Genomic DNA, 14,981 nt, shown 5'->3' with positions numbered 1-14,981 from the left:
GGCAGTACCGTGAGATCCGCGGTGTTACAGAGCTGCGGCCAGGGCCCGGAACGCCTTGCCGCGGTGGCTGATGGCGTCCTTCTCCTCCGGGGTCAGCTCGGCGGTCGTCTTCGTGTAGCCGTCGGCCACGAAGATCGGGTCGTAGCCGAAGCCGCCGTCGCCGCGAGGGGCCCTGATCAGGTGGCCTCGCATCTCGCCGCGGAAGACCTGTTCGCGGCCGTCCGGGTAGACGAGGGCCGCGGCGCACACGAAGGCGGCGCCGAGGTGCTCGTCGGGGACGTCGCCGACCTGCGCGAGGACCAGACGGAGGTTCGCGCCGTCGCGGTCGGGGGCGCCGCTCGGCAGGCCCGACCAGCGGGCCGAGAAGACGCCCGGCATGCCGTTGAGCGCGTCCACGGCCAGGCCCGAGTCGTCGGCGATGCTGGGCAGGCCGGTGTACTGGACGGCCTCGCGGGCCTTCAGGAGGGCGTTGTCCTCGAAGGTGAGGCCGGTCTCGGGGGCCTCGGGGTAGCTGTCGACGTCGTCCAGGCCGAGCAGGTCGATGCTCAGGGCCGCGGCCTCCATGACCCGGCGCAGCTCGATCAGCTTCTTCTTGTTGCGGGTCGCCAAGAGGAGGTTCATCCGGCGAGGGCCTTCTGCTGGAGGGCGGTCAGGTCGGCGCAGCCGCGGGCGCCCAGGTCCACGAGGGTGTCCAGCTCTGCCCGGGTGAAGATGCCCTGCTCGCCGGTGCCCTGGACCTCGACGAACTCGCCGGCGCCGGTGCACACCACGTTCATGTCCACGTCCGCCACCACGTCCTCCTCGTAGCAGAGGTCCAGGCGGGGCTGGCCGGCGATGATGCCGACGCTGACGGCGGCGACCGAGCGGTGCAGGACGTCCGCGGGCTTGCCGGCGAGCTTGCGCTGGCCCGCCAGCCAGGAGACGGCGTCGTGGAGGGCCACGTAGGCGCCGGTGATCGCCGCCGTGCGGGTGCCGCCGTCGGCCTGCAGGACGTCGCAGTCCAGGACGATCGAGTTCTCGCCCAGGGCCTTGAGGTCGATGCAGGCGCGCAGGCTGCGGCCGATCAGGCGGGAGATCTCGTGGGTGCGGCCGCCGATCTTGCCCTTCACGCTCTCCCGGTCGCTGCGGGTGGTGGTGGCGCGCGGGAGCATCGCGTATTCGGCGGTCAGCCAGCCCAGGCCGGAGCCCTTGCGCCAGCGTGGCACGCCCTCGGTGACGCTGGCGGTGCACAGCACGCGGGTGCCGCCGAACTCGATGAGTACGGACCCCTCCGGGTGCATGCTCCACTGGCGGGTGATCGATACAGGTCGAAGTTGGTCTGGGACGCGTCCATCGGGTCGGGCCATAGGAACCACCCTAGACAAGCCGATCAGGCGACCTTGCCGGGGACCGGGTCCAGGTCCAGGTCCGCGGCCGGGGAACCGTGGCGCCACTCGGCCCAGGCCAGGCGGGCCAGGCCCGGCAGGAGGTCGGTCGAGCGGCGGATCACCCATCGCGTGCCGGCCGTCGACATCCACAGGGCCTGGGCCAGGACGCTCGGCGGGCGGTTGGTCGGCTCCGGCGACGGGCGGGACGGGGCCAGGCCGTCGGCCAGCAGGGTCTTGACGACACCGCGCTGTTCGAGGAGGTCGAAGTACGAGCAGGCCAGGAAGCGGTGCCCGCGCTCGCTCGGGTGAAGCCGGTCGACGCTCCACATGTCCCGCTCGTACGAGTCCGGGTTGCCGGCCGCGTCGAAGTGGATGGTGTCGTACCGCGCGGCGACCCGGTCGGCCGCCTCATTGATCTCGGCCATGCGGCGGGCCAGCGGGCGGGCCAGCGGGCCGGGGAGGCCGAACATGCGGCCCGGGTCGGGCAGCCGGATGGTGAGCACCTCGGCGCCGGACTCGCGCAGCGGGGCGACGGTGCGCTCGAGGTGCCCGGCGAACCGGGCCCCGTCGAACGGGTCGCGCAGGGTGTCGTTGGTGCCGATGAGCACGGCCGCGAGGGCCGGGCGGACGGCGAGCGCGCGCGGGAGCTGGTCGCGCTCCAGGTCGGCGGCCCGGGCGCCGCTGAGTGAGAAGTTGTGCAGCCGCACGCCGAGCGCCGACGCGAAGATCGGTGCCCAGCCGCGCCACCGGCCCTTGACCCGGTCACCGAAGCCGGCCGTGGTCGAATCTCCAAGAGCTGCGAAAACGGTCACGAAGCCACCCCCGACAGAACCAGCGAGTGGTGCACCGCCAGGAAGCCGGCGGCCGCGGCCGGCCAGGAGAACTGCTCCGCCCGGGCGCGTGCCTCGGCGCGGCGGGCGGCGGCGGGTCGTTCGAGCACCTGCAGTACACCGGAAGCAAAGTCGTGCGCGACGGCGACGCCGGCGTCGCCGATCACCTCGGGCAGCGCGGACGCCGCGTCGACCACCGCGGGCGTGCCGCACGCGAGCGCCTCCAGGGCCGCGAGCCCGAACGTCTCGATGGGGCCGGGCGCGATGACGACGTCGGCGGTCGCGAGGAGGGACGCGACCGTGGTGCGCTCGGTCACGAACTCCATGAAGTGCACCTCATGCCCGCGGGCCTGCTCCTGCAGGCGGGCGCGCAGGGGGCCGTCACCGGCGACCACCAGTACCGCGTCGACCCCCCGCTTCCGCAGCGCCACCAAGGCGTCGACGGAGCGCTCGGGGCGCTTCTCGGAGGAGAGCCGGCCGCAGTGCACGAGCAGGACCTGGTGCGGCTCGGCGTAGCGGGCGCGCAGCGAGTCGTCGTAGCGGGACGGGTTGAACAGGTCGAGGTCGACGCCGAGGGGCACCTGGGCGAGGTTCTCGGCCCCGATGCGGCGGAACTCGCCGGCCGCCCAGCCCGTCGTGCACACGATGCGGTCGTACGAGCGGAAGCTGCGCGCGTTGAGCAGGTCCGCCCAGGGATTGCCGAGCGGGCCGGCGAACGTCAGCAGCCCGGCGAGGCTCTCGTGCGACACCATCACGGCGGGAATGCCGCGCTCGCGGGCCCAGCGGCCGGTCCAGCGCAGCGTGAAGCGGTCGGAGACCTCGAGCCGGTCGGGCGCCAGGTCCTCGAGCAGCTTCGCGAGCTTGCGGCGGTTGATCAGGACGCGGTACCCGCCGGTACCGGGCACCACGGGGCCGGGGATCGTGATCACGCGGCCCTGTGAGGTCATCACGTCGGAGCGCTCGGCGCCGGGCACGATGAGGATGGGCTCGTGGCCGGCCGCCAGGTACCCCTCGCCGAGGGCCTGCAGCGCCGTGCGCAGCCCACCGGAGCGCGGCATGACGAAGTTCGCCAGCCGCACGATCCTCGAGCTCATGCCGGGATCGGCACCGAGCGTGCGGCGACACCACCGGCGTGCACGTCGGCGTAGTGCCTGATGAGCTCGTCGCCGACCGCGGCCCACGTGCGCGACGCCACCGCCACGCGCGCGGCCACGCCCATGGCGAGGCGCCGCTCGTGGTCCTGGACGAGCTCGGTCACCGCCGAGACGAGCGAGGGCGCGTCGCCGGGCGGCACGAGCAGGCCGGTGCGGCCGTCGTCGACGAGGTCCAGCGGGCCGCCCTGGGCCGGCGCGACCACGGGCACGCCGCTGGCGAGGGCCTCCTGGATGGTCTGGCCGAAGGTCTCGAACGGCCCGGTGTGCACGAACAGGTCGAGGCTGGCGAAGATCCGGGCCAGCTGGTCGCCGCGGCGCTCGCCGAGGAACACCGCGTCCGGCATGGCCCGCTCGAGGGTCGCGCGGGCCGGGCCGTCGCCGACCACGACCACGCGGACGCCGGGGATGCGGCTGACCGGCGCGAGGAGGTCGACGCGCTTCTCGACGGCGAGCCGGCCGACGTAGCCGACGATCACCTGCCCCTCGGCGGCGACCGCGCGGCGCAGGGCCGCGGAGCGGTGCCCGGGGTCGAAACGGGCCGCGTCGACGCCGCGGCGCCAGAGCCAGACGCGCTCGATGCCGTGGCCGTGCAGGGCCGTGGCGGCGGCGGTCGACGGCGCGAGGGTCCGGTCGGCGGCGTTGTGGATGTGCCGCAGCCAGCGCCAGGCGGCCGACTCGCCGAGGTTCGAGCGGTAGTACAGGCGGGCGTAGGCGGGCACGTCCGTCTGGTACACGGCCACCGTGGGCAGGCCCAGCGAGGCGGCGACCGTCATGCCTCGGGCGCCGAGCACGAACGGGCTGGCCAGGTGCACGAGGTCGGTGCGATGCGCCCTCAGCGCTGCGGCCAGGCGGCGGCTGGGCAGCCCCAGGCGGAAGCTCCCATAGCCCGGCGTGGCCACGGAGGGCACGCGGATGATCTGGTACGGGAAGGAGCCGGTGACCGAGCGCGCCGCGGACGACGGCTGAGGAGCGATCACGAGCGGCTCGTGGCCACGCGCTACGAGGTGCTCGGCGACCCGGACGACGGAGTGGGCGACGCCGTTCACATCGGGCGGGAACGATTCGGTGACGATCGCGATCCGCATGCCATGACCATGAGGGCGGCGTCCATGCATGCGGCCACGATTTGTTGGCCAGACGGCGAACGGGTCCCTAAATGTCGTACCGCGCGCCAGGCCGCACGATATCGATCGGGCCAGAGAAGGCGCTCGATGCCGCCTCGTGCGTGAGCGCCTCGCTCCCCCAGGCCGGGACCAGGTGGGTGAGCAGCAGTCGGCCGACGCCCGCCTTGGTGGCGTGCTCGGCCGCCTCCCGGCCGGTCAGGTGCAGATCGGGCGGGTTGTCCACGCCGTCGAGGTAGCTCGCCTCGCACAGGAACACGTCGGCGCCCTGGGCCAGGCGGATCAGGGCCTCGCAGGGGGCGGTGTCGGCCGAGTACGCGAGCACCTTGCCGTCGTGCTCGAGGCGCACGCCGTAGGTCTCGATGGGGTGGTTGACCCGGTCCACGGTCACCCCGAACGGCCCGATCGGGAAGCTGCCCGGCTGCAGGGCGTAGAAGGTGTACACGTCGCCGATGGACATCGGCTCGTTCTCGCCGCCGTAGGCCGCCGTGATCCGCTCGGGGGCGTTCACGGGCGCGTAGACGGGCAGGGGCGGGAACGGTCCGGCCGGGGCGTAGCGGCGGGCCACGATGTAGGAGCAGGCGTCGAGCATGTGGTCACAGTGCAGGTGCGACAGCAGGATCGCGTCGACGGCGTAGAGGCTGCCGTAGCGCTGCAGCGCCGACATCGAACCCGGGCCGAAGTCGATCAGCAGGCGGAAGCCGTCCGCCTCGACCAGGTAGGCGGAGCAGGGCGCCTCAGGCCCCGGGAAGCTGCCGGCGCAGCCGAGAACCGTGAGCCTCATGATGCTGCCCTCAACCCGCCGTCTCCCGTCTTCGAACGAACTGTGGATCGCATGTGGATAGGAACGGTAAGGGTGAGGATAGATCCAATCCACGAACCCGCGGCTGTAGGGCACGGCTTGGCCCGCTCACGCTGCGCAGCCTACGCCGGACTGGCTGCCCAGGCCGAAAGATCGGGGGGCGGATGTCGCCAACGTGACAGGGGTCGCGTCACGCTCAACTACCTCGGTCGTTGCACGCAGTGAGGCGGCAACAGAGGAGGCACCGTGTCGGTTGACGTGTCCCGTGTGAAGCGACTGCGCCGGCACCTGCCGGACGCGTTCCGCCTGCCCACGGAGGCCGACCCGCGCCCGGACAACCGCCAGATCGCCGCGGTGTGCGCCTGGGCGGCCGCGCTCGGGCTCGGGGGCATGGCGGTGGCGCTGCGGGCCTTCGTGGGGCTCATCGGGCAGTACCGCGTCTGGTACGGCCCCGTCGTCATCACCATCGGCCTGCTGGGCCTGGCGTGCACGATCGCGGCGTTCGCGAGCGTGCACCGGCGCAGGCTCCCCTACGCGCTGCTCGGCGCCGCGTCGGTGAGCCTGCTGCTCGGCTGGATCGTGACGGGCCTGTAGCTCAGGCCCAGAGCTGCCCTTCGAGGGCGTTTTCGGCCTCCGCGAGCGTGCCCCCGTAGGCGCCGGTCGACAGGTACTTGAACCCGCCGTCGGCCACGAGGAACACGACATCGGCCCGCTTGCCGGCCTTGAGCGCCTGGTGTGCGACGGCGAGCGCGGCGTGCAGCACGGCACCGGTGGAGAAGCCCACGAACATGCCCTCGACCTCGACCAGCTGCCGGGTGCGCAGCACGGAGTCCTGGGTCCCGACGGAGAAGCGGCGGGTCAGCACCTTCGCGTCGTACAACTCCGGCACGTAGCCCTCGTCGAGGTTGCGCAGGCCGTAGACGAGCTCCCCGTAGCGGGGCTCGGCCGCGATGATCTCGATGTCCTCGACCTTCTCGCGCAGGTAGCGCCCGACCCCCATGAGCGTGCCGGTGGTGCCCAGCCCCGCCACGAAGTGGGTGATGGTCGGCAGGTCGCGCAGGATCTCCGGGCCGGTCGACTCGTAGTGGGCGCGCGCGTTGGCCTCGTTGCCGTACTGGTACAGCATCACCCAGTCCGGGTGCTCGGCCGCGATCTCCTTCGCCACGGCGACGGCGCGGTTGGAGCCGCCCGCCGCCGGCGAGGTGATGATCTCCGCACCGTACATCCGCAGCAGGGAGGTGCGCTCGGCGGAGACGTTCTCGGGCATCACGCACACGAGCCGGTAGCCGCGCAGCTTCGCCACCATCGCCAGCGCGATGCCGGTGTTGCCGCTGGTCGGCTCGATGATCGTGTCACCCGGGCGGAGGCGGCCGGACTCCTCGGCCGCCTTCACCATCCACAGCGCCACGCGGTCCTTGACGCTTCCCGTCGGGTTGCGATCCTCGAGCTTGGCCCAGAGCCGCACGTCGGCGCTCGGCGAGAGCCGAGGCAGTCCGACGAGCGGCGTGTTGCCACACGCGTCGAGCAGGGACTCGTAGCGCGTCACGCGATCAGCCCCGCAGGGCGTGGGCGGCGGCGAACGCGAACGCGCCACCCGCGACCGCGGGCAGGATCGTCACGGAGTCGCCGTCGTTGAGCTTCGCGTCGAGCGCGCCGAGGAACCGGACGTCCTCGTCGTTGATGTAGACGTTGACGAACCGGTGCAGGCCGCCCTCGCCCGTGATCAGCCGGTCCTTGAGCCCGGCGTGCCGGGAGTCGAGGTCGGTGAGCAGGTCGGCGACGGTGTCCCCGGAGCCCTCGACGGTCTTGGCGCCGCCGGTGTAGCTACGCAGGATGGTGGGAATGCGAACTTCGATGGCCATTGGTGTTCTCCTCTGAAGACGACGGGACGAAACGGGTCAGAACGGGCGGCAGGTCAGTTGCCGGTCCGACACTCGTAGTCGACGGTCGCCGGGCTCTGCCCGAAGAGGTACTTCTGGACGGCGTTCGGATCCACGACTGCATTAACTACCTGAACCGGCTCCTCGGTGACGGCCCCGTCCACGATGCGGAACGAGCGGACCTCGGTCAGCTCCGGGTCGCGGGTGGAGACGAGCAGGTAGTGCGCGCCGGGCTCGCCGGCGAAGGAGACGTCCGTGCGGGACGGATAGGCCTCGGTGGCCGTGTGCGAGTGGTAGACCACGACCGGCTCCTCGTCGGCGTCGTCCATCTCCCGCCACAGCTTCAGCTGTTCCTTGGAGTCGAACTCGTAGAACGTCATGGACCGGGCCGCGTTCTCCATCGGCACGTGTCGCTCCGGCCGGTCCGAGCCGGCCGGACCCGCGACGATCCCGCACGCCTCGTCAGGGTGGTCCCGGCGGGCGTGCGCGACGATCGCGTCGAGGATCGCGGCGTCGATGGTCAGCACGGGAGACAGCCTACCGAAACCCGGGCGGCACTCGCCCGTGACGGGCATCTCAGCCCATGAGCGCACCGACGAGCGATTCCTGCAGATAGGTCAGGTATTGGTACACCGAGAGCTGCGCGACCCGGGCCGACGTGGGGTCCTTGAGGATCGCCTCGTCGAGCTCGGACTCGATGTCCACGTCGTCGTCGGCGATGCCCAGGCGCAGGCCCAGGGTGAGCCGGACGTCGGTGAGCGCCCGCAGCCAGGCCTCGGCCTGCTCCTCGTCGAGGGCCACCTCGCCGCCCTCGACCGGCAGCGCGTCCAGCAGGAGCGCGGCCTGCTCCAGCTTGGCCGAGCGCAGGTCGTCCTCGGTGTATCGGCGCAGCTCCGCGGAGAGGGCGGGGTCATCGCGGTACACATCGGGGAACAGGCGCCCGATGACCGGATCGGTGCGGTCGAAGCCCTCGGAGAGCAGGGTGATGACCTCGAGCATGACCTCGTTGAGCACCGCGGCCTCGCCCGGGCCGAACCGGGCGACGCACACCGTGCCGGCGCGCACGAACATGGTCACGACTGCTCCACCGTCGCCCAGAGCCCGTGGGCCTGCAGCCGGGAGGCGTCGTACTCCATCTTCTCGCGCGCCCCGCTGACGACGATCGCCTTGCCCTTGTGATGCACGTCGAGCATGAGGCGTTCGGCCTTCTCCTTGCTGTACCCGAACAGCTTCTGCAGGACCCAGGTCACGTAACTCATGAGGTTGACGGGATCGTTCCAGACGACAGTCACCCACGGACGGTCGGTCTGGGGCACCTCATCAACCTCGACGTGGGTCTCTTCGATCGGTAGGACCTGCGGCGCCGCCATACCAACATGGTGCCATCAAGCGAGCAGCACGCCATGGTCGACCGCGTCCCCCGCAATGATCGACAGCGCCTGGCGCAGCTCGGCGTAGCGCTCGCTGAGCTCGTGGCCGAGTTCGACCTCGATCTCGCGCAGCGCGTGCTGGAGCCAGCGGCGGCAGTCCTTCTTGTCCGGCAGCTTCGGCGGGCCGCCCGGCGCGTGCCGGGGTTGCCACATCGCAAACGACCCGGCGTTCAGTCCGATGCCCAGCGGCGAGAGCACCTGCGCCGGGTCCGGATCCGCGCCGCCGGCCAGGCCGGTCGCGCAGAGGCCGTCCAGCGCGCCCGCGCCGGTGAGCGAGGCGACGCCGGAGGTGGTGGTGACCAGCAGCGCCCGGTCGCGCTCACGGCCGTCGTCGCGGGCGCCGTCCACGGCCCGGCGGGCGGCGGTGGCGATCCGGGTCAGGACGAGCTCGTCCGGCGGGGTGTCCAGCAGCGCGCCGAAGACCGCGTCGATCACCTCGCGGGTGTCGGTGCGCAGCTGGCGCGAGCTGCGCACCGAGAGCGCGTGCAGCTGCCGGTCGAGCACCCGGGGCAGCTCGGGGCAGCCCTTGCCGGATCCGAGCTCCTGGACACAGCGCACGTGGATGGTGGCCAGGTCGATCGAGACCCGCTCGACGGCGGCCAGGCGGCGGGCGCGGATCTCCCGCTCCAGGTGCTCCTGCCACGCGTCGCCGGTGGCCGAGACCGTGGTGGCGGTGACCTTCTTGGGCACGCCGGCGTCGGCCCGCTCGTCGCTCCAGGCCTCGAGCTGGTGGCGCAGCTCGGCGACGCCGAAGATCGACGCCGGCTCGAGCGAGACCGGGAACCACGGGGCGGTGGCGAGCCGGGGGCCGCGCGCGGCGAGCAGTGCCCGGTTGGCGGCGAGCATCTCGGGCCACTCGTCGTGCTGGTCGATGTGGGTGAGGACGAACGCGATGCGCTCCAGCCGGTCGGCGGCGGCGGCGAGCAGGTCGAGCTCGGCACGCCCGAGCGGGGCCGCGGCGTCGACCACGAAGACCAGGCCGAGCCCGTCGGCGGCGGCGTCGAGGGAGATCTCGCAGGTGGCCGGGTCCAGGTCCCCGCGGCCGGGCGTGTCGATCAACGCGAGCCGCTTGAGCAGGGGTGACGGGTGGGTGATCTCGATCCGCCGGGCCGGGCGTGCCGGCCCCTTGATCGTGCTGTGGTCCGGGAACGGGCGCGCCTCGCGGTGCCCGGGCACGAAGGCCCACGCCTCCGGGCGCTCGCCGTGGCGGAAGACCACCCAGGCGTCGCCGGCCTCGATCGGCTCCGCGGTGCGCCGGATCAGCGCGTCGACCAGCGCCGTCTTGCCGGACCGGGCGGTGCCGGCGACGACCGCGCAGGACCGCCGGGACGACCGTGACGGGGTGCTCGGTTGCCGATGGTTCCGGCTGCCTCGGATGTTTCCGGCCGGCATGGCGGACACCGATCTCCCGCTCGTCGGGACGCCGAAGGCCGGCGCTGACACGACGGTAAGATCGATCAGCGGCGCCTGCATGACCCCGAAGCCCATGTGCGACCTCCTTGTGCACGCCCGGGAAGGCCCACCCTGACACGCGAAACGAACGGCGCTTGGCGGGCGGGGCATCGGAACGCTACGTGAACGGACACTTACAGCAGCAGGGTTCGTGCTACTCACTGGAGCCGAACGGGGTACTCAAGTTCGTGCTTCCGCAGGTACGCGCAGTAATCAACGTATCGATATGCTGCGACGGTGCCTCCCTGGAGCTTTGTCGGCAGAAACGCGGAACTCATTCGTGTCGCTGAGGCGGCCACCGGTTCGACCGGTCGTGGCCTGATTCTCGGCGGCCCGCCCGGCATCGGCAAGAGCCGATTGCTGCGCGAGGGCGTGAACGCACTTGACCAGGACAGAATCGCCGTCTGGACGGCCACCGCCAACGCGGCGACGGCCGGTCTCCCGCTCGGCGGGCTGGCCCAGGTGCTCCCGCCCGACCAGCCCGCGGGCGGCTCGCCCGCGGGTCTGCTGCGCTGGGCGGTCGACGCGCTGCACCGCCAGGCCGCAGGCCGCCCGATCGTCGTCGCGATCGACGACGCCCACCTGCTCGACCCCCTCTCCGCCGCGCTCGTGTACTACGTCGCCCGCTCCGAGAACGCCACCGTGATCGGCACGGTGCGCACGGGCGAGTCGGTGCACGACCCGATCAGCGCGCTGTGGAAGGACGATCTCGTCGAGCGGATCGAGCTCGGCCCGCTCACCCTGCAGGAGACCTCCGACCTGCTGCAGCAGGTGCTCGGCGGCCCGGTCGACTCCGCCTCGGTGGACCGGCTGCAGCAGCTGTCCCAGGGCAACGCCCTGCTGCTGCGGGAGCTCGTGATCGCCGCGCACGCGGCCGGCGAGATCATCGAGAGCTACGGCATGCAGCGCTGGACCGGCAAGGTCGACCTGGCCCCGACGCTCACCGAGGTCGTCGACGCCCGCATCGGCAAGCTGACCCCGCAGGAGCGGGCGGTGCTGGAGCTGGTCGCGTTCGGCGAGCCCATCGGCCTGCCGCTGCTGGTCGAGGCGACCGACCTGGCCACCGTGGAGACCGCCGAGGAGCGGCAGCTGGTCCGGGTGGTCGTGGAGGATCGGCGCACGACGGTCCGGCTCGCCCATCCGCTGTACGGCGAGGTCGTCCGCCGCCGCTGCCCGGTGACCCGGTTCCGGCGCCTGCTCGCCGACCTCGCCACCCTGGTCGAGAACTCCGGGGCCCGCCGCCGCGACGACCTGCTGCGCGTGGCCGTCTGGCGGCTCGACTCCGACACCGCGCGGGACCCGGTGCTGCTGCTCAACGCGTGCCGGCTGGCGTTCGCGACGTACGACATGGCGCTCGCGATGCGCCTGGGCAAGGCGGCCGTGGCCGCGGGCGGCGGCTTCGACGCCGCGGAGACCCTGGCCACGATCCTGATGTTCGCCAACTGCCCGGACGAGGGCGCCCAGATCCTCGACCAGAACGAGAACCAGATCACCGGCGAGGCCCAGCGCAGCCGGTGGCTGGCGATCCGGAACATCACCTCCCAGTGGGGCCAGGGCGACTCCTCCACCGCCGACGAGATGGACCGCCAGGCCCACAAGCTCACCGACCTGCGTGAACGCTCCCTCGCGCTGTCGGTCGAGTCGACGATGCGGCTGCACCGGGGCGACTACGGCCAGGCGCTCACCCTGGCCCGCACCGTGCTCGACGGCCCCGCCTCCGCGCCCGGGCCGCGCGCGCTCGCCCGCAGCAACATGGGCCACCTGCAGGCCATGCGCGGCACCCCGGTGCAGACCGTCAAGGCCATGGCGCTGCTCGACGCGGACGCCGCCCAGCGGCGGGCCGAGGTGCCGTACATCCAGCTCGGCATCGAGCTCGCCCGCGGCACGGCGATGATCCTCGCCGCGGACCTGGCGGCCGTCGACGCGATCGTGGCCACCGAGTTCGCGGGCATGGCCGACGCCGGCAACTTCCTGCTCGGCTCCGGCTACCTGCAGATCGTCCGCTCCCAGGCGGCCCGCCTGCGCGGGCACCTCCAGGAGGCCGGGCGCGCCGCGAGCCAGGCCAGCGCCATGCTCGCCACCGGCCGGATCTTCGTGGCCCTCGCCCACGCCGAGCGCGCGCACGTGGCCGCCCTGCAGGGCGACGCGTCCGGGGCCGCCGCGGCGTTCGCGCTGGCCGAGGAGGCGCACTACCGCTCGATGGAGGTCCTGTACCCGTGGCTCGAGGAGGCCCGCGCCTGGGTCGCCGTGGCCGCGGGCGACGTGAGCACGGCCGCCGAGGTGCTGCGGCTGCTCGCCGCGCGCAACCGCAGCGACGGGTTCGCCGCGCACGAGATGTTCGCGCTGTACGACCTGGGCCGCCTCGGCTTCGCGCAGGAGGTCAACGAGCGCATCGGCGCCCTGGCGCAGACGGTGGAGGGCCGCCTCGCGCCCGCCATGGCCTGGCACGTGCGCGCGATGGCCGAGGAGGACGGCGGCGCGCTGCTCGCGGTGGCGGAGGAGCTCGCGGAGATGGAGCTGTACCTCTTCGCCGCCGAGGCCGCCGCGGGGGCCGTCACGCTGCTGCGCGGCATCCGCTCACCGCAGACGCCCCGCGCCGCGCAACGCCTCGCCGAGCTGCGCGTCGAGTGCCCGCAGGCGGTGACGCCGGCCCTGGTCGTGCCGCAACCGATGCTGACGGGGCGGGAGCGCCAGATCGCGCGCCTGGCCGCGGCCGGCGTGCCGTCGAAGGAGATCGCGGATCAGCTTTACCTTTCCTCCCGTACCGTCGACAACCACCTCATGCGCGTGTACGCGAAGCTCGGCGTGACCGGGCGGGCGGAGCTGGCGGCGGCGCTGCGCTCGCTGCCGCCGGAGGACTAGCGGCTCCCTTTCGCACCGGAGCGCCCGGCGGATGACCCGGGCGCTCCCGGTTGCCAGGTCAAGGAGTGATCGCCGTCCTATCACCCTTGGAATATGTTGTTCACGTGACGAGTAGCGCGTTCCTGACCGACCACTACGAACTGACGATGCTGTCCGCCGCGCTGCGGGACGGCACCGCCGACCGGCGCTGCGTGTTCGAGGTGTTCGCACGCCGGCTGCCGACCGGGCGCCGGTACGGCGTGGTCGCGGGCACCGGCCGCCTGCTCGACCTGATCGCCGACTTCCGCTTCGGGGACGAGGAGATCGAGTTCCTCGAGAGCCGGGGCATCGTGGACGAGACGACGGCCGGCTGGCTGTCGAAGTACCGATTCAGCGGAGACGTCGACGGCTACGCCGAGGGCGAACTGTTCTTCCCCGGCTCCCCCATCCTGACCGTGAGCGGCACGTTCGCCGAGTGCGTGGTGCTGGAGACGCTGATCCTGTCGGTGCTCAACCACGACAGCGCGATCGCGGCCGCCGCGGCGCGGATGGTCACCGCCGCGCGCGGGCGGGCCGTGATCGAGATGGGCTCGCGGCGCACGCAGGAGGAGGCGGCGGTCGCGGCGGCCCGGGCGGCGTACCTGGCGGGCTTCGCGTTCACGTCCAACCTCGAGGCGGGGCGGCGCTACGGCATCCCGACGACGGGCACGGCCGCGCACGCGTTCACGCTGCTGCACGACTCCGAGCAGGCCGCGTTCGCGTCCCAGGTCGCGGCGCTGGGCAAGCAGACGACGCTGCTCGTGGACACGTACGACATCGCGCAGGGCATCCGCAACGCGATCGCCGTCGCCGGCCCCGAGCTGCGCGCCGTGCGCATCGACTCCGGCGACCTGTCCGTGCTCGCGTCCGAGTCGCGGGCCCTGCTCGACTCGCTGGGCGCCACGGACACGCAGATCGTCGTGTCGGGCGATCTGGACGAGTATGCGATCGCGGCCCTGGCCGCCGAGCCCGTCGACGTGTACGGCGCGGGCACCGCCGTCGTCGTCGGCTCGGGCGCGCCGACCGCCGGGCTGGTCTACAAGCTCGTCGAGGTCGAGGGGCGCCCGGTCGTCAAGCGCTCCGAGAACAAGGGCACGGTGGGCGGGCGCAAGACGGCGGTACGGCGGCACAAACCGACGGGAACGGCGACCGAGGAGGTCGTCGTCTCGCTCGGCGAGCCGGAGCCACAGCCGCACGACCGCCTGCTCCAGCGGCCCCTGCTGCGCGCCGGCGATCCGGTCGCGGACCTGCCGACCCTGGCCGCCTCGCGCGAGCACCTGCGCCAGTGCCTCATCTCGATCCCGTGGGAAGGGCTCAAGCTCTCGGCCGGCGACCCCGCGGTCCCGGTCATCATGTCCGGCGGAATCTCAGGAGGCACCGCATGACGCGGGCGTTGATCGTGGTGGACGTGCAGAACGACTTCTGCGAGGGCGGCTCCCTCGCCGTGACCGGCGGCGCCGGGGTGGCCGCGGAGATCTCGGCGGCGCTCGCCGACGGCCCGTGGGACCACGTGGTGGCCACCCAGGACCACCACATCGACCCCGGCGCGCACTTCGCCGAACACCCGGACTTCGTGAGCACCTGGCCGGTGCACTGCGTCGTCGGCACCGGCGGCGTCGACTTCCACCCCTCCCTCGACACCGCCAAGATCGAGGCGGTCTTCGAGAAGGGCTCGTACGCGGCCGCGTACTCGGGTTTCGAGGGCTCGGCGGCCGGCCGCGGCCTGGCCGACTGGCTGCGCGAGCGCGCCGTGACCGAGGTCGACGTGGTGGGCATCGCCACCGACCACTGCGTCCGCGCGACGGCTCTCGATGCGGTGCGTGAGGGTTTTGTTACGACGGTGCTCCTGAACCTCACGGCCGGGGTAGCCCCCACGACCACGGAGTCTGCCCTGGTAGAGCTGCGTGCGGCCGGAGTGAACCTGGTCGGTGAACCGGTCGTGGCCGGGAGCTGACCGACCGGCGGATGGCACATGGCTGGACTTGCCGTGTAACAACCGACGTGTACCGTCATCCGGGCAAGCGGATCCCGCAGCACCGATGTGAGGACTTCTCACGTCACTACG

At 72.5% G+C, this 14,981-nt stretch carries 16 protein-coding genes; 4 read left to right on the top strand and 12 right to left on the bottom strand.

All coding sequences use genetic code 11. The features are described from left to right. Positions 1 to 24: 24 nt before the first annotated feature. The 6 genes from rdgB to AC6JBM_RS49175 form a co-directional block, all read right to left on the bottom strand. Positions 25 to 621: an RdgB/HAM1 family non-canonical purine NTP pyrophosphatase gene (gene rdgB, locus AC6JBM_RS49200; RefSeq protein ID WP_497980446.1), complete on the bottom strand. Its 597-nt coding sequence runs from the start codon at positions 619 to 621 to the stop codon at positions 25 to 27. Further along, positions 618 to 1,346, bottom strand: coding sequence for a ribonuclease PH (rph, locus tag AC6JBM_RS49195; RefSeq protein ID WP_497980445.1), 729 nt, complete (start codon positions 1,344 to 1,346; stop codon positions 618 to 620). Before rph ends, rdgB begins: the two co-directional genes overlap by 4 nt. A gap of 23 nt (positions 1,347 to 1,369) precedes the next feature. Next, complete coding sequence (locus AC6JBM_RS49190) at positions 1,370 to 2,179, bottom strand: SGNH/GDSL hydrolase family protein (RefSeq protein WP_497980444.1); 810 nt, start codon at positions 2,177 to 2,179, stop codon at positions 1,370 to 1,372. Beyond that, positions 2,176 to 3,291: a glycosyltransferase gene (locus AC6JBM_RS49185; RefSeq protein ID WP_497980443.1), complete on the bottom strand. Its 1,116-nt coding sequence runs from the start codon at positions 3,289 to 3,291 to the stop codon at positions 2,176 to 2,178. The genes AC6JBM_RS49190 and AC6JBM_RS49185 overlap by 4 nt, the downstream gene beginning before the upstream one ends. Next, entirely contained in the window at positions 3,288 to 4,436 is a 1,149-nt protein-coding gene (locus AC6JBM_RS49180) for a glycosyltransferase family 4 protein (protein ID WP_497980442.1), read from the bottom strand. The genes AC6JBM_RS49185 and AC6JBM_RS49180 overlap by 4 nt, the downstream gene beginning before the upstream one ends. A gap of 67 nt (positions 4,437 to 4,503) precedes the next feature. After that, complete coding sequence (locus AC6JBM_RS49175; RefSeq protein ID WP_497980441.1) at positions 4,504 to 5,256, bottom strand: MBL fold metallo-hydrolase; 753 nt, start codon at positions 5,254 to 5,256, stop codon at positions 4,504 to 4,506. Positions 5,257 to 5,541: 285 nt separating this feature from the next. Between AC6JBM_RS49175 and AC6JBM_RS49170 the strand changes: the two genes are divergently transcribed. Continuing rightward, positions 5,542 to 5,868: a hypothetical protein gene (locus AC6JBM_RS49170; protein WP_497980440.1), complete on the top strand. Its 327-nt coding sequence runs from the start codon at positions 5,542 to 5,544 to the stop codon at positions 5,866 to 5,868. 1 nt (position 5,869) lies between these two features. On the opposite strand, the gene AC6JBM_RS49165 is transcribed toward AC6JBM_RS49170, so the two are convergent. The 6 genes from AC6JBM_RS49165 to AC6JBM_RS49140 are packed head-to-tail and all read right to left on the bottom strand — an operon-like array spanning position 5,870 to position 9,976. Continuing rightward, a complete protein-coding gene (locus AC6JBM_RS49165; RefSeq protein ID WP_350615982.1) occupies positions 5,870 to 6,820 on the bottom strand; it encodes a PLP-dependent cysteine synthase family protein in 951 nt (316 codons plus the stop codon). Between the two features lie 4 nt (positions 6,821 to 6,824). Then, positions 6,825 to 7,136 carry a MoaD family protein gene (locus AC6JBM_RS49160; protein ID WP_433080282.1) on the bottom strand — a complete coding sequence of 104 codons (312 nt, stop codon included), beginning with the start codon at positions 7,134 to 7,136 and terminating at the stop codon, positions 6,825 to 6,827. Between the two features lie 53 nt (positions 7,137 to 7,189). Further along, the gene (locus AC6JBM_RS49155; RefSeq protein WP_350615979.1) at positions 7,190 to 7,681 is read right to left on the bottom strand and encodes a M67 family metallopeptidase; all 492 of its coding nucleotides are present in this window, start codon (positions 7,679 to 7,681) and stop codon (positions 7,190 to 7,192) included. A gap of 49 nt (positions 7,682 to 7,730) precedes the next feature. After that, positions 7,731 to 8,252 carry a DUF2017 domain-containing protein gene (locus AC6JBM_RS49150; RefSeq protein ID WP_350616066.1) on the bottom strand — a complete coding sequence of 174 codons (522 nt, stop codon included), beginning with the start codon at positions 8,250 to 8,252 and terminating at the stop codon, positions 7,731 to 7,733. Beyond that, complete coding sequence (clpS, locus tag AC6JBM_RS49145) at positions 8,228 to 8,524, bottom strand: ATP-dependent Clp protease adapter ClpS (RefSeq protein WP_433610455.1); 297 nt, start codon at positions 8,522 to 8,524, stop codon at positions 8,228 to 8,230. Before clpS ends, AC6JBM_RS49150 begins: the two co-directional genes overlap by 25 nt. Positions 8,525 to 8,539: 15 nt before the next feature. Continuing rightward, positions 8,540 to 9,976, bottom strand: coding sequence for a GTPase domain-containing protein (locus AC6JBM_RS49140; protein ID WP_497980439.1), 1,437 nt, complete (start codon positions 9,974 to 9,976; stop codon positions 8,540 to 8,542). Positions 9,977 to 10,273: 297 nt separating this feature from the next. On the opposite strand from AC6JBM_RS49140, the gene AC6JBM_RS49135 reads away from it, so the two are divergent. From AC6JBM_RS49135 to AC6JBM_RS49125, 3 genes are all read left to right on the top strand, one after another. Beyond that, entirely contained in the window at positions 10,274 to 12,898 is a 2,625-nt protein-coding gene (locus AC6JBM_RS49135) for a LuxR C-terminal-related transcriptional regulator (protein WP_497980438.1), read from the top strand. 104 nt (positions 12,899 to 13,002) lie between these two features. Continuing rightward, positions 13,003 to 14,301 carry a nicotinate phosphoribosyltransferase gene (locus AC6JBM_RS49130; RefSeq protein ID WP_497980437.1) on the top strand — a complete coding sequence of 433 codons (1,299 nt, stop codon included), beginning with the start codon at positions 13,003 to 13,005 and terminating at the stop codon, positions 14,299 to 14,301. Continuing rightward, positions 14,298 to 14,870 (top strand): nicotinamidase, encoded by a 573-nt coding sequence (locus tag AC6JBM_RS49125; protein WP_497980436.1) that lies wholly within the window; start codon positions 14,298 to 14,300, stop codon positions 14,868 to 14,870. The genes AC6JBM_RS49130 and AC6JBM_RS49125 overlap by 4 nt, the downstream gene beginning before the upstream one ends. The last annotated feature ends 111 nt before the right edge of the window (positions 14,871 to 14,981 follow it).

The sequence above is a fragment of the Dactylosporangium thailandense genome (genome assembly GCF_059739745.1).
Note: the sequence above shows the minus strand (reverse complement) of the source record. Positions and strands in the feature narration are given on the sequence as shown.